The organism is Cupriavidus sp. 05N38 (assembly GCF_056397345.1).
Map to the genome: position 1 here is coordinate 58643 of NZ_JBFTNF010000033.1, position 19382 is coordinate 78024.

Sequence of the window (19382 nt, forward strand, 5' to 3'; positions counted from 1 at the left end):
TGCCCGCGTCTGGCGGGCTGGTCCTGCTTGCGGCGCCTCAGTCGCGCTTGGGGATATTCAGGCCCCTGGCCACTGCTGGCCGCGCCAGGAAGGTGTCCAGCGCGCGCGTGACTTGCGGGAAGTCCTCGATGCCCACCAGTTCGCCAGCCTCGTAGAAGCCGATCAGGTTGCGCACCCACGGGAAGGTGGCGATGTCCGCGATGGTGTATTCGGCGCCCATGATCCAGGCGCGGCCCGTCAGGCGTGCCTCGAGCACGGCCAGCAGGCGCTTGGCCTCGGCCACGTAGCGGTCGCGCGGGCGCTTGTCTTCGTAATCCTTGCCGGCGAATTTGTTGAAAAAGCCGAGCTGGCCGAACATCGGGCCGATRCCGCCCATCTGGAACATCAGCCACTGGATGGTCTCGTAGCGGCCGGCCGCATCCTGCGGGATCAGCTTGCCGCTCTTGTCGGCCAGGTAGAGCAGGATCGCGCCCGATTCGAACAGGCCGAGCGGCTTGCCGTCCGGGCCGTTGGGATCGATGATCGCGGGGATCTTGTTGTTCGGGCTGAGCGAGAGGAACTCAGGCGAGGTCTGGTCGCTGATATCGAAGCGCACCAGATGCGGCTCGTACGGCAGGCCGGTTTCCTCCAGCATGATGGAGATCTTCACACCGTTGGGCGTGGGCAGGGAGTAGAGCTGGATGCGCTCGGGATGCTGCGCGGGCCATTTTCCGGTGATCGGGAAGGTGGACAAAGAAGCGGACAAAGAAGCGGACAAAGAAGCGGACAACGAAGCGGACACGGGAGGGGACATGGAGGGGGAAAAAGGAGCGGACAGGTCTGTCATGGAGAATCCGGTTGGCTGAAAGGGCGACGGCGCAACGCGCTGCGCATTGCGCACGGCATGACGACGCGGGGACTGCGCCTATCTGGCCTTGTCGTCGTCGCCGGGCGGGCTGACGCCCGCGGCCGTCAGGCAATCGCGCAGATGCTTGATTTCCTGCTTGGCGCAGACATTGCCGTGATGCGGATGATGCAGGTAGAACTCGTGCTCGTTGAGCACCACCCGGAAACGCGCGCCCTGGATGGGCTCCACTTTGGCGCCGAGCTGCTGCAGGAGCGATTCGACCTCGCGCCAGTGGATATTGTTGCTGAGCGGGTGGCTGAAGATCGACTGCAGCAGGCTCCGGGATTTATGGCTCATAGCGGGCTCGATCGGCATCGGCGGCAATAGCCGTAGCATACAAGAGCGGATCGCTTGGCGCTCGCGTTACGCCAGGCGACGTATCCGGCATCTCCGTGTTCAATGCTGCTTGCCGCGCGGCGCCGACCAAAGCCGGGCGGGGCGGCAAGCAGCGCGGCGGCGACGGCGAGCCCTAGGCGGCGCCGCCGGCCGCGCGGTAGCGATCGCGCAGTTCGCGCCGGTTCATCTTGCCGACCGCGGTCTTGGGCAGGTCGGCGGCGAACAGCACGCGGCGTGGCTTCTTGTACGCGGCCAGCCGCGCCGCCACGTGGCCAGCCAGTTCTGCTGCCAGGGCCTCGCCGGCGGGGTGGCCGGCATGCAGCACCACCACCGCGCTGACGGCTTCCACCCATTTCTCGTCGGGCAGCCCGATCACGGCGCACTCGCGCACGGCGGGGTGGGTCAGCAAGGCGTTCTCGACTTCGCCCGGATATACGTTGTAGCCGCCGCTGACGATCATGTCGGAGGTGCGGTCCTTCAGGTGCAGGAAGCCGTCCGCGTCGAACACGCCGATATCGCGCGTGCGCACCCAGCCGTGCGGCAGGAAGGTCTGCGCGGTGAGTTCGGGCGCGTCGTGATAGCCGGCCACGGCCGACGGTGCGCGCACGGCGATCTCGCCGGGCTGGCCGCGCGGCACGTCGTGGCCGGCCTCGTCGACCAGGCGCAGTTCCACTTCCGGCGCCACCTGGCCGCAGGCACCGAGGCGCTCGCCGTGATGGTCCTCGGGGCGCAGCACGGCCAGGCACAGCGGCACCTCGGTCTGGCCGTAGTACTGCCAGAAGCGGTGCCGGCCCCACAGCGCCATGGCGCGCTCGATCACCGGGCGCGGCATGGGAGAGGCCCCGTAGATCACGTAGCGCAGCGCGTCCACCTTGCACGTCGCCATGGCCGGCAGCGATACCAGCATCTGCAGCATGGTGGGCACCAGGTTGATGGCGGTGACGCGCTCGCGCTCGATGGCGGCGAGGAAGGCGGCGGGTTCGAAGCCGGGCAGGATCACGGTCTTGCCGCCGCGCAGCCAGAACGGCAGCACGAACACGCCGCTGGCGTGGATCAGCGAGGCAGCGTGCAGCATGGTGTCGTCCGGCGTGGCCGGCAGCAGGTTGAGCAGCACGTTGCGGCAGATCGCCGCGTACGACGCCTGCGTGTGCTGCGCGGCCTTGAGGGTGCCAGTGGTGCCGGAGGTAAACAGCGTGAGGATGATGTCGTCCTCGGCCACCTGCAYGTCGGGGTCGGTGGCGGGCTGCGCCCGCGCGGCCGCCAGCAGGTCGGTGCCACCGTCCAGGGCCGTGCCGATGCCRTGGCACGCCAGGGCGGGCAGGGCATCGCGCAGTGCCTGCGCGCGCTCGGCCAGGTCGGCGCCGAACACCAGCATGCGGCAGCCGGTGTCCTGCAGCATGCGCAGGTGCTCGGCCAGCGACAGGCGCGCGTTCAGTGGCACGCGGTTTACCGCAGCCTTGACGCAGGCGAAGTCGAGCGGGACGCTGTGCAAGCCATTGTTGAGCAGCAGCGCGACGCGTTCGCCCGGCGCCGCGCCGGCCGCGCGCAGGGCATGGGCCAGTTGCGCGCTGAGCGCGTTTACCTGCGTATACGTCATGCTGTGTTCGCCGAAGACAATGGCCGTGCGCGGGCCGTGCTGAGCCGCGCCGCGGCGGATCAGTTCAAGCGTGGTGGTGGTCATGGGCTTGTCTCTTCCTCGTTGTTTTCATGGATCTTTTTGCGCAGAAACGGGTACGCCCGGGCTTTCGCGCGGGCGCCGCGCGCGTCTAGCCCGCGAACTTGCCGTGCCGTCCGGCGCCCCCGACGAAGCGCGCGGCGCCGGGTATACCTTCCTCGAACACGATCGGCGTGCCGTTGGCCCCTTCGGCGCGCAGCGCGTCGGCCAGCGGCAGCTCCCATTGGCTGAGTGCGGAGGCGCGGTCGGTCAGCATGCAGCGCTGCGGGAAGGCTGCCAGCTCGTGTGCCAGCGCCTCGGCGGCGGCGCGCGCCTGGCCTGTCTCCACCACGCGGTTGGCCAGGCCCATGCCGAGCGCCTCGTCGGCCGGCACCGCGCGCCCGGTGAGGATCATGTCGAGCGCCCGTCCCATGCCGACGATGCGCGGCAGGCGCACCGTGCCGCCGTCGATCAGCGGCACGCCCCAGCGCCGGCAGAACACGCCGAATACGGCGTCGCGCTCGGCCACGCGCAGGTCCGCCAGCAGCGCCAGCTCCAGCCCGCCCGCCACCGCGTAGCCACTGACCGCGGCGATCAGCGGCTTGGACAGGGCCATCCGGCTCGGACCCATCGGCCCCGCGCCGCCGCCCTGCGGATCCAGTTCGTGGCGGCGCGCCGGATCGCCGACCGCGCTCAGGTCCGCGCCGCCGCAGAAATGCCCGCCGGCGCCCCACAGCACCGCCACGCGCAGCGCCGGGTCGGCCTCGAATTGCGTGAAGGCCGCGCGCAGGGCCAGCGCCATGGGGCCGTCCACGGCGTTGCGCTTGCCGGCGCGGTCCAGAATGATGGTGAAGACCGGGCCGTCGGTCTCGGTCCTGACATAGGGGTTGGGCGTACTATCCATGCGCGTCCTTGGGCAGTGAGGTGCGGTTGGCGGAAGATGTGTCAGAGTGGCGGCTTAGGTGTTTGTCCAGATGCCGAAATGTTTCAGCAAATGATATATATATGTCATGTGTAGAAATATTCATCGTATACCCCCGGCCGTTCGCTCGCCTCATTCGTCCCACTCGTCCCACTCTTTCCATTTGTCCCACGCCCCCATCCATGCATGAAATAGAGATCCGCGAGCCTTCGGCCACCGACCTGGTCCTCGACCTGCTGTTTGGCCACCCGGAGCGCACCTTGCCGGTACACGCGCTGGCGCGCGGCGCCGAGGTGATGGGCATCGGCACGCCCAGCGTGCGGGTGGCGCTGACGCGGCTGCAGCACCAGGGCCGCATCGTCAAGACTGAGCGCGGCTGCTACGCGGTGCTGCCGGAGGGCAACCCCGTCTACGACGAAGTCGAGAACTGGTTCGAGAAGGAGAGCCGGCTCGAGCAATGGAACGGCGGCTGGCTGGTGGTGCAGGATGCCGCGGTGGCGCGCGCCGAGAAGACCGCCTGGCGCCACCATGCGCGCGCGCTGGCGCTGTGCGGCTTCCGGTCCCTGGCGGCGGCCATCAATGTGCGGCCGGACAACCTTGCCGGTGGCGCCCCGGCGATGCGCGCGGCGCTGGGCAGGCTGGGCATGGCCAGCGCCAGCCTGCTGTTCGTGGGCCGCGAGTTCGACGAGGACGCCACCGCTCGCATGCTGCAGTTGTGGGACGTGCCGGCGCTGCAGGCGGCCTACCGCCGCGCGCTCGCCCAGCTCGAGCGCAGCCGCGCCAAGCTCGCGCGCATGGAGCCCGACGCCAGCGCGCGCGAAAGCATGCTGGTGGGCCGTGCCATCATCCGTGCCATCGTGCGCGATCCGCTGCTGCCCGAGGCCATCATGGACCCGGCGCCGCGCCGCGACCTGATCGAAGCCACCCGCGCCTACCAGCTCCACGCCAGGGCGCTGTGGGTGGAGCTGCTCGGCGCCTAGCCTCGCCAAGTGGCGGCGACTCACTTAAACTTGCCGGAACTGATGCGATGCATCGTGTCACTGACCAAGGTGACGCATCCACGCTGGCCACGACAAGGAGTACAGGGTGAGCATGCCCGATTTCGACATGGTGCTGTTCGGCGGCACCGGGGACCTGGCGCGGCGCAAGCTGCTGCCCGCGCTGTTCGATGCGCACCGCGCGGGGCTGCTGCATCCCGCTGCCCGGATCCTCGCCACGGGCAGCCACCCGCTGACCACCGCGGACTACATCGGCTCGCTGGAGCAGAGCGTGCGCCCGGGGCTCGAGCACGCGCCGCCGGAAGCCTGGAACGCCTTCCTGGCCCGCATCACCTACGTGCAGGCCGACGCGCGCGAGCCGGCACACTTCGACGCGCTGGCGCGCATGGTCCTGCAGCGCGCCCCCGAGGTGGTGGTCTGCTACCTGGCCACCGGTCCCCATATCTTCGTGCCGATCTGCGAGCAACTGGCGCGAACGGGGCTCAACCACCCCAATGTCCGCATCGTGCTGGAGAAGCCGCTGGGGCATGACCTGCAATCGTCCGACGCCATCAACTCGGCGGTGGCGCAGTATTTCGCCGAAGACCAGATCTACCGGATCGACCACTACCTCGGCAAGGAGTCGGTGCAGAACCTGATGGCGATCCGCTTCGGTAACGCGCTGTTCGAGCCGCTGTGGCGCCGCGAATGGGTGCAGGACGTGCAGATCACCATCGCCGAGGAGCTTGGCGTGGAGACGCGCGGCGATTTCTACGACAACACCGGCGCCTTGCGCGACATGGTGCAGAACCACCTGCTGCAGCTGCTGTGCATGGTGGCCATGGAGCCGCCCACCAGCCTGTCCGAGGACAGCATCCGCGACGAGAAGATCAAGATCCTCAAGGCGCTCAGGCCCATCCTGCCGCAGGACGTGTCCGAGAAGACCGTGCGTGGCCAGTACCGCGCTGGCGCCGCGGGCGGCAAGCCGGTGCCGGGCTACCTGGATGAAAAAGGCATCGCGCCGGACAGCCGCACCGAGACCTTCGTCGCCATCAAGGCGGAGATCGCCAACTGGCGCTGGGCCGGCGTGCCGTTCTACCTGCGCACCGGCAAGCGCATGCAGTCGCGCGTGGCGGAGATCGTGATCCACTTCCGCGATGTGCCGCATGCGATCTTCCCGCGCCCGCTCACGCTGTCGCCGCAGAACCGGCTGGTGATCCGGCTGCAGCCCGAGGAGAGCATCCGCCTGTACTTCCTGGTCAAGCAGCCCGGCGATACCGTGGCGCTCACGCCCACCTCGCTCGACCTGGATTTCGCCAACTCCTTCAAGGTGCGCCGTGCCGGCGCCTACGAACGCCTGCTGCTCGATGTCATCCGCGGCCGGCTGGGCCTGTTCGTGCGGCGCGACGAGCAGGCGCAGGCCTGGCGCTGGGTCGAGCCCATCCTCGATACCTGGCAGCAGAGCACGGTGCCGCCCAAGCCGTATACCGCGGGTACCTGGGGGCCGGCCGCATCGTCGGCGCTGATGTCGCGGGACGGCTCGCTCTGGCACGAAGAGGTATGAGCCGGGCGCCATGCGCAACGCGCCACAGGCCATAGGCCATAGGCCACAGGCCATAGGCCATAGGCAGCGGACAAACCAAACCACGGGAGACCGGCATGCGACGCTTCGAACATACCTCCGAGATGGACCTGGCCGAAGCGCTGGCAATCTCGGTGGCCCATGCGCTGGAACTGGCCATCGGCGTCAACGGGTGGGCCGTGCTGGCCGTCTCGGGAGGCCGCTCGCCGGTGGCATTCTTCGAGCGGCTGCGCTACCGCACCATCCGCTGGGAGGCGGTCACCATCACGCTGGTCGACGAACGCGCGGTGCCGCCGGACCATGCGGACAGCAATGGCGTGCTGGTGCGCCGCCACCTGCTGCGCGAGGCCGCCGCCAAGGCCGCCTTCGTGCCGCTGGTGGCCAATGACGCGGAAGCGGCCGATCCCGCCAGCGCGGTGGCGCGCCTCAATGCGGCCTGGCACCAGCCCGACGTGGTGGTGCTGGGCATGGGCGAGGACGGCCACACCGCATCGCTGTTCCCGGAGGCTCCCGAGCTGGAGCATGCCCTGTCGGACACGCATCCCGGCTACCTGGTCACCCATCCGCGCGAGGCGCCCCATGCGCGCATCACGCTCAACCTGGCGGCACTGCTGGCGGCCGGGCGCGTCTTCCTTTCGATCGCGGGACCGGCCAAGGCGGCCGTGTTCGCGCGTGCCTGCCAGGCCCCGACCCCGGCACTGCCGGTCAGCCTGGTGATGAGCCGGCACCGGCACGGCACCGACGTTTTTTCTGCCTGAGACCATGCAAAACTACCCGCGCCTGCTCGGCGATGTCGGCGGCACCAATGTGCGCTTCGCGCTGGAGACCGCGCCGCAGCGCATCGGTCCGGTGACTGCACTCAAGGTGGCCGATTTCAACTCGCTGGAAGCGGCCATGCGGCATTACCTGGAAGGCCTGCCGGCCGGCAGCGGGCGCCCGCGCTACGCCGCCGTCGGCCTGGCCAACCCGGTGACCGGCGACCGGGTCAAGCTGACCAACCATGCCTGGGCCTTCTCGATCTCGGAGATGCAGCGCGCGCTTGGCCTGGACCTGCTCGTCGCCATCAACGATTTCACCGCGCTGGCGCTCGGCCTGCCGCACCTCGGCCCGCACGACCTGGCGCAGGTGCGCGACGGCAGCCCGACGCTCCATGCGCCGCTGGCGCTGGTCGGCCCCGGCACGGGGCTCGGCGTCTCGGCCCTGGTGCCGGCAAGCGCCGGCCCCGCGGTGGCGCTGGCCGGGGAGGGCGGCCATATCGAACTGATGCCCGACACCGACGACGAATGGATCGCCTGGCGCGCGGCCCACGCCGCCTTTGGCCGCGTGTCCGCGGAGCGCCTTTTGTCGGGCAGGGGCCTGTCCCTGACACACGCCGCGCTGCACGCAGAAATGGGTACGCCCCTGGCACGCCCGCTCGATCCGGCCGAGGTCACGGAGGGTGCGATCGGCCAGGCCGACCCCGTCTGCCGGCGCGCGCTTGGCGTGTTCTGCGGCTTGCTGGGCTCGGTGGCGGCCGACATCGCACTGGTGCTGGGCGCGCGCGGCGGCGTATACATCGGCGGCGGCATCGTGCCGCGCTTCGTGCCGGTGCTGCGCGAGTCGGCCTTCGGTGCGCGCTTTGTCGCCAAGGGCCGCATGGGCGCCTATCTGGAAAGCCTGCCGGTATACGTGATCACCGCCCAATTCCCCTCGCTGCCGGGCCTGGCGCAGGCGCTGGCCGATGCGCTGGCGCACGGCCGGCACGGCAAGCGCGCCGATCCAGCCTGATGCGGACCTGACCATGCGCGTATTGCTGGTGGAAGACGAYGCCATGATCGGCGASAGCGTGAGAGTGGCGCTGCGCCAGGAAGGCTTTGCGGTGGACTGGGTGCAGGACGGCGAGGCGGGCCTGGCCGCGGCCACCCGGCAGGGCGGCCCGGACAGCGAGGACTGCTATGCGCTGATCCTGCTTGACCTTGGCCTGCCGCGGCGCTCCGGGCTGGAGGTGCTGGCCGCGCTGCGCGCGCGCGGCGTGGCCACGCCGGTGCTGATCCTGACCGCGCGCGACGCCGTGGCCGACCGCGTGGCCGGCCTCAACGCCGGTGCCGATGACTACCTCGTCAAGCCCTTCGACCTGCAGGAGCTGGCCGCGCGCATGCACGCGCTGGCACGCCGCGCGCAGGGGCGGGCCGAGCCGCTGCTGCGCCATGGCGACATCGTCATCAATCCGGTGACGCGCGAAGTCACGCTCGCCGGCGAGCGGGTCAAGCTGTCGGCGCGCGAGTTCGGCCTGCTGTCCGCGCTGCTGGCGCGGCCCGGCAAGGTGTGGTCGGTGGCGCAGCTCGAGGAGCGCCTGTATGGCTGGGGGGACGAAGTGGGCAGCAACACCGTGGAGGTCTACATCCACGCGCTGCGCAAGAAGTTCGGCGCGGCGCTGATCCGCAATATCCGCGGCGTGGGCTACGTGGTGCCCAAGCCCGAGGCCGGCGCGCCCGGGGGCGCGGCCTGATGCGCTCGATCCAGAAGACCCTGCTGTGGTGGCTGGCGCTCGGCCTGGTGCTGGGCATCGCCGTCGCCACCGCGCTGATCTATGGCCAGGCGCGCCAGGAGGCTAATGCGCTGTTCGACTACCAGATGAAGCAGGTAGCGGCGGCATTGCCCAGCCAGTTCGCCGATCCGGTGATGCCCTCGTTCGCGCAGCCCGAGCCGGGCGGCAGCCTGTTCCATGCCGACGAGGACGTGGTGATCCACATCTGGGACGGCTCGGGCCGCAGCCTCTATCTCTCGCATGCGCATCCGGAGCTGCCGCAGCGCGCCGAGCTGGGCTTCTCCAATGTCAGGACGGACGAAGGCGAGTGGCGCATCTACAGCGTGCAGCTCGGGCCAGCCGTGGTGCAGATCGCTCAGCCCATGTCGGCGCGCAGCGACGTGGCCGCGCGCATGGCGCTGCGTACGGTGACGCCGCTGCTGCTGTTGCTGCCGCTGCTCGGCTGGCTGGTGTGGGTGGCGGTGGGGCGCGGCCTGCGGCCATTGCGCGAGATCGCCGCCGGGGTGCGCCAGCGCGACGCCAATGCGCTCTCGCCGCTGGCCGTGAGCCGCATGCCCGACGAGATCGCGCCGCTCACCGAAGCGCTCAACCAGCTGCTGGCGCGCCTGTCCCATGCGCTCGACACCCAGCGCGCCTTCGTGGCGGACGCGGCGCATGCGCTGCGCACGCCGCTCGCGGCGCTGCAACTGCAGGCGCAGCTGGTAGAGCGCGCCGACACCGCCGAGGCGCGCCGCGAGGCCGTGGGCAAACTGCGCCAGGGGCTGGAGCGGCTTACGCACCTGGTGGCGCAGCTGCTGACGCTGGCGCGGCAGGAGCCGGGCGCCGCGACGCCGCCGCATGAGCCGGTCGACCTGCGCGCGCTGGCGCAGAGCGTGGTGGCCGAGATGACGCAGGCCGCGCTCGATCGCCGGATCGACCTCGGCCTCGACGCCAGTGGCGGCGCGCAGCCGCTCCTCGTGCGTGGCGACCCGGACGCGCTGCGCATCTTGCTGACCAACCTGGTGGACAACGCGCTGCGCTACGTGCCGGCAGGAGGCCGGGTGGACGTGCAGGTCGCGGCCGACGGCAGCGGCGCCGCGGAACTGGTGGTGCGCGACGACGGGCCGGGTATTGCGGCCGACGAACGCGCGCGCGTGTTCGACCGTTTCTACCGCGTGCCGGAGGCGCCCACCGGCGGCAGCGGGCTGGGCCTGGCCATCGTGGCCGAGATCGCGCAGTCGCACGGTGCGCGCGTGGCGCTGGAAGACGCGGCGCCGGGCCTGCGCGTGCGCGTCGCCTTTCCCGCTGCCTGAGGCACGGCGGCACCGCGCTTCAGGCTTCCGGCTTCCGGCCGCAGGCCGCAGGCTTCAGGCTACCGGCGTGAGCACCGCCTCGCCGGCGAAGTGGCGGCGGCTGTTCTCCACGAACTGCCGAACCGACGCGTCGATGGCTTCCGGCGACCAGCCGGCCACGTGTGGGGTCAGGACTACGTTCGGGCAGTCGAACAGTTCGGTGGGCGGCTCGGGTTCGGTCTCGTAGACATCCAGCCCGGCCCCGCCCAGCTCGCCGGCGCGCAGCGCGGCGGCCAGCGCGGCAGTGTCGAGCACGCTGCCGCGCGCGATATTGACCACGAAGCCTTGCGGCCCGAGCCGGGCCAGCACCCCGGCATCGACCAGGTGGCGGGTTTGCCCGCCGCCGGGCGTGGCGATCACGAGGTAGTCGGCCCATTGCGCCAGCGCGCCGACATCACCGAAATAGCGGTAAGGCACGTCATCGCGCGGCGAACGGTTGTGGTAGCCCACTTCCAGGTCGAAGCCCAGGCCGCGCTGCGCGATGCGCCGGCCGATGGTGCCCAGGCCGAGGATGCCAAGGCGCTTGCCCGACACATTGGGTCGCAACGGCAGCGCGGTGCGCCACCGGCCGGCGCGCGTGGCCTGGTCCAGCGCCGGGATCGCTCGCACGGTGGCCAGCAGCAGCGCCATCGCATGGTCCGCCACGCAACTGTCGTTGGTGCCGGCGCCGTTGGCCACGGTGATGCCGCGCGCGCGTGCGTGCGCCACGGCGATGTTCTCGTAGCCCGCGCCCAGCGCGCACACCAGCTCCAGCGCCGGCATGGCGTCGATTTCCGCCGTGGTCAGCCCCACCGAGCCGATGGTCAGCACGGCGCGCACGCGCGCCCCCGCCTCCTGGATCTGCACGGCGCGCGTGGCGTCGTCGGGTGCGTAGCGCACTTCGTATTGTTCGGCGATCCAGTCGAGGTGTTTGGCGCTGAGGTGGCTGAGAACCAGCAGGAGGGGCTTCATGAGGGAACGGATGGGAACGGGTCTTGGGCTGTTGGTGCGATGCGTGAGAGGCCTCCCGGGCGGCGCCGGGGTGCACTGCAGCATTGTAGCGGCGCTGTCGCGGGCCTGCTGGCGGCAGGCTCGCCTTCGTTGCCATGCCGCCTATTATCAAATTCCCGCCAAGATTGCTTCCAATGCAGGGTGGATGATCGAACGCCCGCCAGTGGCCATACTGCCTGGCATGCATTGGGCCGTACGCGAGTCGGCTCGTTTCCCCCAATACCGTGCTTTCAAGGAGCCATTGCCATGTTTCCCGAATTCAAAGACGCCAGGGTGCTGGTGGTTGGCGGCAGTTCCGGCATCGGCCTGGCCGCAGCCAGCGCCTTCGCCGCCCACGGCGCGCGTGTGACCATCGCGTCGCGCTCGAAGGAAAAGGTCGATGCGGCCGCGCGCGGGATCGGCGCCGGCAGGGTATCGGGTGCCGTGATCGACATCACCGACGATGCCAGCGTCGAGCAGTTCATGCGTGGCGCCGAGGCCTGGGACCACGTGGTGATCTCGGCCGCGCAGACGCCCACCGGCGGGGTGCGCCAGTTGCCGCTGGGCGACGCCTATGCCGCCATGAACAGCAAGTTCTGGGGTGCCTACCGCGTGGCGCGGCTGGTGCCCGTGAGGCCGGGCGGCTCGCTGACGCTGGTGTCCGGCTTCCTGTCGGTGCGGCCAAGCAAGTCCTCGGTACTGCAGGGCGCCATCAACGCCGCGCTGGAATCGCTGGGCCGCGGGCTGGCAGTGGAGCTGTCGCCGGTGCGGGTCAATACCGTGTCGCCGGGGCTGATCGCCACGCCGCTGTGGGACAAGCTCGATGCGGCCGCGCGCGAGGCGATGTACAAGAGCGCAGGCGAGCGCCTGCCGGCGCAACGCGTCGGCCGGCCGGAAGACGTGGCCAACGCCATCATCTACCTGGCCGGCACGGGTTACGCTACCGGCTCGACGGTGCTGGTCGACGGCGGCGGGGCCATCGGCTGAGACCCACGCAGAAACGGGTACGCTTTGGCGCAAGCGCGGGGCCGGGAGCGCTGCAGAGCGCCCCGCATCCGGACGCGAAACCGTCCGGCGAGCGCCGCAAGGCGACCAGAAAGCGGCACGGCCGCCGGCGCTGCCACCGGGCAGGATTGCTCCGCAGAAACGGGTACGCTCTGGTTGCCGGGACCGGCGGCTGGCCGGCTCGTTTGTCAGACATTCACCGATAGCGGGCACGCTTTCGCCGCACCATACTTCCTCCCAGGCAGTACCGTGGCGTAACAGCCAATGTGCCCTGACAGCCCCGCGTGCCACCCGTCGCGCGGGGTTTTTTCTTTGCGGCCCGGTCGAAGATGAGCCTGGCGACCCTGGCGTCGCCCGCGGCCCTGGCAGCAAGCAATCCGGATGGGAGACATGATGCACACCGTCTCGCCCAAGCATGAAACCCGGACCCATCGCAAACCCGGCCGGGCACCGCTCGCATGGCGGCGCCCGGTGCACCGCGCCTGCACGGCGCTGGCCGTGTGCAGCGCCGTGGCGGCGCTGGGCTGGATCGCCTGGGTCTGCTGGTCCCTGATCCTGGCGGCGGCACCGGGCAGCGTCGGCTTTATCGACGCCCTCGAGATCCTGGTGTCGCTGGTTTTCGTCTGCGGAGCGGCCGTGGCGGGCTGCGCGCTGTGCGAGCTGGGGCAGGAGCGGGGCTAGTCCCGCGCCTGTGCCGCGCCCGGCCTCAGATCTCCTTCGTCATTCCCTTCAGGTCGATCCACTCGTCGAACTGGGCTGCGGTGACATGGCCGGAAGCCAGCGCTGCCTCGCGCAGCGACAGGTTCTTCCTGACCGCCAGCCTGGCGATCTCGGCCGCGCGGTCGTAGCCGATATGCGGGTTGAGCGCTGTGACCGGCATCAGCGAGCGAGCCAGCAGGTCGGCAATCCGTTCGCGGTCCGCCTCCACGCCTTCCACCATGTGCTCGGCAAAGCTTGCCGCCGCGCCGGCCAGCAGCGTCACCGATTGCAGCAGGCTGTAGATGATCACGGGCTTGTAGGCATTCAGTTCGAGCGTGCCCAGTGCGTTGGCCAGGGTGATGGTGGTGTGGTTGCCGATCACCCGGCAGCACACCATGGCCAGCGCTTCGGCCTGGGTGGGATTGACCTTGCCCGGCATGATCGAGGAGCCGGGTTCGTTGGCCGGCAGCGCCAGCTCGGCAAAGCCGGCGCGCGGGCCGGAACCCAGCAGCATGAAGTCGCGCGCGATCTTGAGGAAGGACGAAGCGGTGGTGTTCAGCGCGCCCGAGAGATCGGCCAGCGCATCGTGCGAGGCCTGCAGCGCATAGCGGTTGGGTGCGGGCTCGAAGGGCAGGCCGGTGTAGTCGGCCAGCGCGCGCGCGAAGGCGGCGGCAAAGCCGTGCGGTGCGTTCAGCCCCGTGCCCACCGCGGTGCCGCCCTGGGGCACCGGCATGGCACGCAGCATGGCCTGCTGCAGGCGCGACTGGGCATCGGCCACCTGGGCTTCGTAGCCGGAGAATTCCTGGCCGAGCGTGAGCGGCACGGCATCCTGCAAATGCGTGCGGCCCACCTTCACGATGTCGGCAAAGGCAGCCACCTTGCGCCCGAAGGTCTGCTGCAGGGTCTCCAGCGCCGGGAGCAGTTCCAGCCGGATCGCGCGCGTGGCGGCGATGTGCATCGCCGTGGGGAAGCTGTCGTTGGACGACTGGCTGGCGTTGACGTGGTCATTGGGATGCACGGGCTTCTTCGAGCCCGGCTCGCCCCCCAGCTGCTGAATCGCGCGGTTGGCGATGACCTCGTTCAGGTTCATATTGGTCTGCGTGCCCGAGCCGGTCTGCCAGACCGAGAGCGGGAATTCTTCCGGCCACTTGCCGGCGATGATTTCCTGCGCGGCCTGCTCGATGGCGTCGCCCAGTTCGGGCTTGAGCACGCCCAGCACGCGGTTGGCGCGCGCCGCGCACAGCTTGAGGATGGCGAAGGCTTCGATCAGCCCCGGCGGCATCTTCTCGGTGCCGATGCGGAAGTTCTGGCGCGCACGCTCGGTCTGCGCGCCCCACAGGTGCCCGGCCGGCACCGGCACGTCGCCAAGGCTGTCCTTCTCGATCCGGGTGGCGGCTTGCTTGCGCTCGGTCATCGCATTCTCCTGGCCGGTGGATGGGGTGCTGCAAGGGATGGGCGGGGACGCTGGCATGGCAACCCGCAAGGCGGCCGCAGGCCTTTAGAATAGGCTCCCGGCGCGAGCGGCGCGGCCCGGTGCGCAGGCGATGCCGGCCTGGCCGGCCTTAATTATTTTTACCGGCCATATTCAGCCGGATGGAAAAAATTACATGCCCGGTTTATATGCAGCGTCACTGCATGCGGGCAATTGCAATCCACACCAGCGCCAAGCGGCGTGGCGGCACGGGAAAATCATTGCCATATTGCGGCGCGGCCGGCCGGCGGCTGCGGGGTGCGCCCGGCCACGCTTTCCCCGCTTCCGCAGGGGGAGGCTTCCCACACCGCGCGGAAACTGTCAGGCTCGCTAAACGGGCACCGCGTGTGGCTTCACGGGTGCCGGCCAGGCCGAAGTGCCTCTCCCGCCTTAGCGCGCAAGGGCAACAATGTCAGATTGTTGCGGGGATGAAACATGGCCTGCCGGCGAGGTATTGTTGCGCGCAAAGCATTTGCCGACCGCACCGGGTTCGACAGAAAATAAGCCCCACAATAAAAAATATCGGCATACGATTTTCAAACAGGACACCCGGGGTGAATCAGGCAATTCTGCAATATCTCAGCGAGCGCCACTGTTCGTCGCAGTGGCGCGACGTATTGTCGGCGCTCGCCGAAGAACTGGGGGAGGTCATGGACCTCGCCAGCCTGCGTGCGGTGATGTGGCGCGTCGGCGTGCGTTTTGCCCAGCGTTTCGATCCCGGCACCTGCGCCACGCTGGCGGAGCTCGAGCGGGCCATCGCCCAGATCTGGCTGGACGTGGACTGGGGCTGGACCAGCATCGAGGATGCCGGCGGCGCACTGCTGATCCGGCATTACTGCGCCCCGCTGAAGGCGGCGCTGGGCGAGTCGGCCGATGGCTGGTCGCCGGCGTTCCTGGAGGGTGCGTATCAACACTGGTTCCGCATGCTCGGGTCTTCCGAGACCCTGAAGGTCAGCCAGAGCACGCCGATGGATGCGACCGGGTGCGTGGAATTCCGGTTTGGCCGCTGAGGCGACGCAGCGCGCGCCAGCAAGACAGGAGCGGTCCGCGAGCGCCAGCAACCCCTTTCCGTGAGCAATCACCATGAGCCAGTCAGACGATTTGTCCAAGCTGTTCCAGCGTTTTGGCGGCAAGACGGAAACCTATAAAGAGATCGTGCGCGAAGACGCCGCCACGCAGGCCCGCGAGCGCTGGCCGCTGCTGTCGGCCGTGCGCGTTGACCGCGCCGCAGCGGTGCCGCCGGTCCAGCCGGCCGGCGCGCAGGCACAGGAGGGCGCCCCCGCGTCCGCTGCACCGTTATGGCGCAGCCCGCTGCCGGCCGCGCCCGCCGCCGAACCGGCACGCGCCCAGGTCCCCGCCAGTCCGCCCGGCCCGCAGTCCTATGCGCCGGCGGCACCCGTGACGCCGGCGCCTGCCGAAGCCGCTGCGCCGGTGGTGCCCGGCGCGGCGATGGAGCCGCGCTTCCGCACGCCGCAAGGCATGGCGCCGCTGTGGTCGGCCGACGCGCCGCCGGTGGCGGCAACGCCCGCACCCGCGCAGCCCGTCGAGGCGGCACAAGCGTCGCATGTAGCACATGCCGCACATGCCGGACAGGCGTCACCGGCTCCGTTCTGGGCACCCGCTGCCCAGCCGGTCCGGCCGCCACAGCCCGCCCAGGCGGCGCAGCCAGCCCAGCCCGCGCCTGCCGCGGACACGGAACTGTCCCGGGTATTCGCGCGGCTCGAGGGCCGCCAGGAGCCGGCCCCCGCCAGCGAGCGCGCACCCGCGCGCCGCTCATTCCTTGACCGGCTGAAGCGCTCGTGAAAATCATTGCTGTTGTCTCGGCCAAAGGCGGCGTGGGCAAGACCACGCTGTCGGCCAACCTTGCCGAAGCGCTGGCCATGGCCGGCGAGAACGTACTTGCCGTCGACCTCGATCCGCAGAATGCCCTGCGCCTGCATTTCGGCATGCCGCCGCACGATGTCGCCGGGCACGCGCGCGCCACGCTGGCCGGCGAAGCCTGGCAGCAGAGCATGTACCGCGGGCGCTCGCGCGCCCTGGTAGTGCCGTTCGGCTCGCTCAACGAAGCGGACCGCTCGGCGTTCGAGGCCCATCTCGCCACCCACCCGGGCTGGCTGCGCACGCAGCTCGGCGCGCTCGGCCTGGGCCGCGACGACGTGGTGGTGATCGATACGCCGCCGGGGCCGTCGCCCTACATGCGGCAGGCCTTGTCGTGCGCGCAGCTATGCGTGATGGTGTCGCTGCCGGACGCCGCCTCCTACGCCACCATGCCGCTGATGGAAGACCTGATCCGCACCTATTGCGAAGGCCGGCCCGACTACCTGGGCCATGTGCTGGTGATCAACCAGGTCGACGTCAGCCGCCAGCTCGGCAAGGACGTGGTGCAGGTGCTGCGCGCCCAGCTGGGCGAGCGCGTGCTGGGCGTGATCCACCAGGACCAGGCGGTGGCCGAGGCACTCGCCTATGACCGCAGCGTGCTCGAATACAACCCCCACAGCCAGGCCACGCACGACCTGCAGCGCTGCGCGGCGTGGCTGCGCCAGGCCCTGGCCGCATACGGAGAAGCCGCGTGAAGCCAGCCCGACCAGCCCGGACCGCCGCCGCAGGCGGCCCCGGCAAGGCCCCGACCAAGCCCGACGGCAATCCCAACGCGCTGTCGGCCGCGCTGCAGCGCTTCGGCAACGCCTTCGTGGAGATGCCGCTGTGGAACAGCGCCCCGGTGCGTGCGCTGGCGCTCGTGCTCGCGTTGTTCATGTTCGCGCTGGTGATCACGGTACCGCTCGATTTCTGGCAGCAGGTCGGCTTTGCCGCGGTGTGCTTCGCGCTCGCCGTGTGGCTCAACCGCGTCAAGGGCCACCTCGCCACGCTGATGATGGTGGTGTTGTCGATCGCGGCGTCCAGCCGCTATATGTACTGGCGCCTGACCGAGACCGTGGGCCTGGGCGGCTGGGTCGACGCCGTCTTCGGCATCGGCCTGGTGGCGGCCGAGCTGTATGCCTTCATCGTGCTGATGCTGGGCTACTTCCAGACCGCCTGGCCGCTGCAGCGCCGCCCGGTGCCGATGCCCGCGGACAGCGCGAGCTGGCCCACCGTCGATATCTTCATCCCCACGTATAACGAGCCACTGTCGGTGGTCAAGCCGACCGTGTTCGCCGCCATGTCGCTGGACTGGCCGCGCGACAAAATCAACGTCTATGTGCTGGACGACGGCCGGCGCGAGGAATTCCGCGCCTTCTGCGACAAGGTCGGCGTCACCCACGTGACCCGCAACCACAACCGCCACGCCAAGGCCGGCAATATCAACGAGGCGCTCAAGAACACCCACGGCGAGTACGTGGCGATCTTCGACTGCGACCACATTCCCACCCGCTCCTTCCTGCAGATCTGCATGGGCTGGTTCCTCAAGGACCGCAAGCTGGCCATGCTGCAGACGCCGCACTATTTCTTCTCGCCCGACCCGTTCGAGAAGAACCTGCGCACCTTCCAGGAAGTGCCCAACGAGGGCGAGCTGTTCTACGGCCTGGTGCAGGACGGCAACGACCTGTGGGATGCCACCTTCTTCTGCGGCTCGTGCGCCATCATCCGCCGCGCGCCGCTGCTGGAAGTSGGCGGCATCGCGGTGGAGACCGTGACCGAGGACGCGCACACCGCGCTCAAGCTGCACCGCAAGGGCTACGGCACCGCCTACCTGGCCATCCCGCAGGCGGCGGGGCTGGCCACGGAGAGCCTGTCCGGCCACGTCGGCCAGCGCATCCGCTGGGCGCGCGGCATGGCGCAGATCTGCCGGGTGGACAACCCGCTGTTCGGCCCGGGCCTGTCGATCCCGCAGCGGCTGTGCTACCTCAACGCCATGCTGCACTTCTTCTACGGGCTGCCACGGCTGGTGTTCCTGACCGCGCCGCTGGCCTACCTGCTGTTCGGCGCGCACGTGATCCAGGCCTCCGCGCTGACCATCGCCATCTTCGCGCTGCCCCACCTGCTGCACGCGAACATGACCAACTCGCGCGTCCAGGGCAAGTTCCGGCATTCGTTCTGGAACGAGGTCTACGAATCGGTGCTGGCGTGGTACATCATGCGCCCCGTGCTGGTGGCCTTCGTCAATCCCGCCGCCGGCAAGTTCAACGTCACGCCCAAGGGCGGCGTGATCGAGGAAGCCTACTTCGACTGGGTGATCTCGCGACCCTACCTGGTGCTGCTGCTGTTCAACCTGCTCGGCGTGGTGGTGGGTTTCCTGCGACTGTTCCTGTGGAACCAGTTCGAGGCCACCACGGTGGTGCTCAACCTGATCTGGACGTTCTACAACCTCATCATCCTCGGCGCCTCCATCGCGGTGGCCAGCGAGACGCGGCAGATCCGCGTGGCGCATCGCGTGGCGATGAAGCTGCCGGCCACGCTGCATTTCGCCGACGGGCGCGCCGTGGTGTGCGAAACCATCGATTTCGCCGAAGGCGGCATCGGCATGCGCCTGCCGCCGGGCATGAAGGCCACCGTGGGCGAGCCGGTGCAGATCTCGCTGTACCTGCAGGACGACGAGCACATGTTCCCGGCCAAGGTGGTGTTCCAGGGTGAATCGCACACCGGCCTGGTGCTCAGCGAGATGAGCCCGCGCGAGGAGATGGCCTTCGTGCAGTGCACCTTCGCGCGCGCCGACGCGTGGATCGATTCCTGGGGCCGCAAGCGCCCGGACGCGCCGGGCCTGGCTGCCGGCCAGATCCTGCGCATCGGCCTGCTCGGCTTCCACAACGTGATGTTCCACCTGGGCCGCGAGATGCGCCGGCTCCTGCGCCGGCCCGAGCCCGGCGCTTCCACCCATTGACACGGCCTGAGCCGCCACGCGCCACGCCCGCCGTCTGTCGCGGGCGCCGGCCAGAACACGCAACGGACCACCGGCACAAGAAGAGAATGCGTTTGAACAAGACACCACGCCTGCCCGTACGCTTGCCCGCGCTGACTCGCATGGGCGCCCTGTTTGCCTTCGCCATGCTGGCGACGCACCCGGCCGGCGCGCAGCGCGCCGCCATGC

Annotated in this window: 18 protein-coding genes; 12 read left to right on the forward strand and 6 right to left on the reverse strand. The window is 69.6% G+C overall.

Translation table 11 applies throughout. From position 1 onward, the window contains the following. Positions 1-37: 37 nt before the first annotated feature. The 4 genes from AC1DK4_RS23610 to AC1DK4_RS23625 all read right to left on the reverse strand — a co-directional run bounded on the left by AC1DK4_RS23610 (position 38) and on the right by AC1DK4_RS23625 (position 3780). Positions 38-793 carry a glutathione S-transferase N-terminal domain-containing protein gene (locus AC1DK4_RS23610; protein WP_441612256.1) on the reverse strand — a complete coding sequence of 252 codons (756 nt, stop codon included), beginning with the start codon at positions 791-793 and terminating at the stop codon, positions 38-40. Positions 794-904: 111 nt separating this feature from the next. After that, positions 905-1183, reverse strand: a complete 279-nt coding sequence (locus AC1DK4_RS23615; RefSeq protein ID WP_441611812.1) for a type II toxin-antitoxin system HicA family toxin — start codon at positions 1181-1183, stop codon at positions 905-907. A 172-nt stretch (positions 1184-1355) separates the two neighbouring features. Further along, the gene (locus AC1DK4_RS23620; protein WP_477131810.1) at positions 1356-2903 is read right to left on the reverse strand and encodes a class I adenylate-forming enzyme family protein; all 1548 of its coding nucleotides are present in this window, start codon (positions 2901-2903) and stop codon (positions 1356-1358) included. Between the two features lie 85 nt (positions 2904-2988). After that, positions 2989-3780: a crotonase/enoyl-CoA hydratase family protein gene (locus AC1DK4_RS23625; RefSeq protein ID WP_441611814.1), complete on the reverse strand. Its 792-nt coding sequence runs from the start codon at positions 3778-3780 to the stop codon at positions 2989-2991. 200 nt (positions 3781-3980) lie between these two features. On the opposite strand from AC1DK4_RS23625, the gene AC1DK4_RS23630 reads away from it, so the two are divergent. The 6 genes from AC1DK4_RS23630 to AC1DK4_RS23655 all read left to right on the forward strand — a co-directional run bounded on the left by AC1DK4_RS23630 (position 3981) and on the right by AC1DK4_RS23655 (position 10176). Then, positions 3981-4778, forward strand: coding sequence for a PaaX family transcriptional regulator (locus AC1DK4_RS23630; RefSeq protein WP_441611815.1), 798 nt, complete (start codon positions 3981-3983; stop codon positions 4776-4778). Positions 4779-4890: 112 nt separating this feature from the next. Next, positions 4891-6339, forward strand: a complete 1449-nt coding sequence (zwf, locus tag AC1DK4_RS23635) for a glucose-6-phosphate dehydrogenase (protein WP_441612257.1) — start codon at positions 4891-4893, stop codon at positions 6337-6339. A gap of 95 nt (positions 6340-6434) precedes the next feature. After that, positions 6435-7115, forward strand: coding sequence for a 6-phosphogluconolactonase (pgl, locus tag AC1DK4_RS23640; protein ID WP_441611817.1), 681 nt, complete (start codon positions 6435-6437; stop codon positions 7113-7115). A 4-nt stretch (positions 7116-7119) separates the two neighbouring features. Then, positions 7120-8124: a glucokinase gene (gene glk, locus AC1DK4_RS23645; RefSeq protein WP_441611818.1), complete on the forward strand. Its 1005-nt coding sequence runs from the start codon at positions 7120-7122 to the stop codon at positions 8122-8124. Positions 8125-8137: 13 nt separating this feature from the next. After that, positions 8138-8845 carry a response regulator transcription factor gene (locus AC1DK4_RS23650; protein ID WP_477131813.1) on the forward strand — a complete coding sequence of 236 codons (708 nt, stop codon included), beginning with the start codon at positions 8138-8140 and terminating at the stop codon, positions 8843-8845. Continuing rightward, positions 8845-10176: an ATP-binding protein gene (locus tag AC1DK4_RS23655; protein ID WP_441611819.1), complete on the forward strand. Its 1332-nt coding sequence runs from the start codon at positions 8845-8847 to the stop codon at positions 10174-10176. Before AC1DK4_RS23650 ends, AC1DK4_RS23655 begins: the two co-directional genes overlap by 1 nt. Before the next feature lie 54 nt (positions 10177-10230). On the opposite strand, the gene AC1DK4_RS23660 is transcribed toward AC1DK4_RS23655, so the two are convergent. Continuing rightward, on the reverse strand, positions 10231-11166 hold the full coding sequence (locus AC1DK4_RS23660) for a 2-hydroxyacid dehydrogenase (protein ID WP_441611820.1): 936 nt from the start codon (positions 11164-11166) through the stop codon (positions 10231-10233). Positions 11167-11451: 285 nt separating this feature from the next. On the opposite strand from AC1DK4_RS23660, the gene AC1DK4_RS23665 reads away from it, so the two are divergent. Beyond that, the gene (locus tag AC1DK4_RS23665; RefSeq protein WP_441611821.1) at positions 11452-12171 is read left to right on the forward strand and encodes an SDR family oxidoreductase; all 720 of its coding nucleotides are present in this window, start codon (positions 11452-11454) and stop codon (positions 12169-12171) included. A 408-nt stretch (positions 12172-12579) separates the two neighbouring features. Continuing rightward, a complete protein-coding gene (locus tag AC1DK4_RS23670; protein WP_441611823.1) occupies positions 12580-12870 on the forward strand; it encodes a hypothetical protein in 291 nt (96 codons plus the stop codon). Positions 12871-12895: 25 nt separating this feature from the next. Here the strand turns inward: AC1DK4_RS23670 and AC1DK4_RS23675 are convergent, their stop codons facing one another. Further along, entirely contained in the window at positions 12896-14302 is a 1407-nt protein-coding gene (locus AC1DK4_RS23675; RefSeq protein ID WP_441611824.1) for a class II fumarate hydratase, read from the reverse strand. Between the two features lie 611 nt (positions 14303-14913). Between AC1DK4_RS23675 and bcsD the strand changes: the two genes are divergently transcribed. The 4 genes from bcsD (at position 14914) to bcsA (ending at position 19175) form a co-directional block, all read left to right on the forward strand. Then, the gene (gene bcsD / locus AC1DK4_RS23680) at positions 14914-15369 is read left to right on the forward strand and encodes a cellulose biosynthesis protein BcsD (protein WP_441611825.1); all 456 of its coding nucleotides are present in this window, start codon (positions 14914-14916) and stop codon (positions 15367-15369) included. 73 nt (positions 15370-15442) lie between these two features. Further along, the gene (gene bcsP, locus AC1DK4_RS23685; protein WP_441611826.1) at positions 15443-16162 is read left to right on the forward strand and encodes a cellulose biosynthesis protein BcsP; all 720 of its coding nucleotides are present in this window, start codon (positions 15443-15445) and stop codon (positions 16160-16162) included. Continuing rightward, positions 16159-16932 (forward strand): cellulose biosynthesis protein BcsQ, encoded by a 774-nt coding sequence (bcsQ, locus tag AC1DK4_RS23690; protein ID WP_441611827.1) that lies wholly within the window; start codon positions 16159-16161, stop codon positions 16930-16932. Before bcsP ends, bcsQ begins: the two co-directional genes overlap by 4 nt. 80 nt (positions 16933-17012) lie before the next feature. Further along, positions 17013-19175 (forward strand): UDP-forming cellulose synthase catalytic subunit, encoded by a 2163-nt coding sequence (bcsA, locus tag AC1DK4_RS23695; protein ID WP_441649667.1) that lies wholly within the window; start codon positions 17013-17015, stop codon positions 19173-19175. The last annotated feature ends 207 nt before the right edge of the window (positions 19176-19382 follow it).

Bases quoted from the DNA above. Each gene is read 5' to 3' on its own strand.
- AC1DK4_RS23615 (WP_441611812.1), bottom strand. From the start codon at position 1,183: ATGAGCCATAAATCCCGGAGCCTGCTGCAGTCGATCTTCAGCCACCCG.
- AC1DK4_RS23625 (WP_441611814.1), bottom strand. From the start codon at position 3,780: ATGGATAGTACGCCCAACCCCTATGTCAGGACCGAGACCGACGGCCCG.
- AC1DK4_RS23630 (WP_441611815.1), top strand. From the start codon at position 3,981: ATGCATGAAATAGAGATCCGCGAGCCTTCGGCCACCGACCTGGTCCTC.
- zwf (WP_441612257.1), top strand. From the start codon at position 4,891: ATGCCCGATTTCGACATGGTGCTGTTCGGCGGCACCGGGGACCTGGCG.
- pgl (WP_441611817.1), top strand. From the start codon at position 6,435: ATGCGACGCTTCGAACATACCTCCGAGATGGACCTGGCCGAAGCGCTG.
- glk (WP_441611818.1), top strand. From the start codon at position 7,120: ATGCAAAACTACCCGCGCCTGCTCGGCGATGTCGGCGGCACCAATGTG.
- AC1DK4_RS23655 (WP_441611819.1), top strand. From the start codon at position 8,845: ATGCGCTCGATCCAGAAGACCCTGCTGTGGTGGCTGGCGCTCGGCCTG.
- AC1DK4_RS23660 (WP_441611820.1), bottom strand. From the start codon at position 11,166: ATGAAGCCCCTCCTGCTGGTTCTCAGCCACCTCAGCGCCAAACACCTC.
- AC1DK4_RS23665 (WP_441611821.1), top strand. From the start codon at position 11,452: ATGTTTCCCGAATTCAAAGACGCCAGGGTGCTGGTGGTTGGCGGCAGT.
- AC1DK4_RS23670 (WP_441611823.1), top strand. From the start codon at position 12,580: ATGATGCACACCGTCTCGCCCAAGCATGAAACCCGGACCCATCGCAAA.
- AC1DK4_RS23675 (WP_441611824.1), bottom strand. From the start codon at position 14,302: ATGACCGAGCGCAAGCAAGCCGCCACCCGGATCGAGAAGGACAGCCTT.
- bcsP (WP_441611826.1), top strand. From the start codon at position 15,443: ATGAGCCAGTCAGACGATTTGTCCAAGCTGTTCCAGCGTTTTGGCGGC.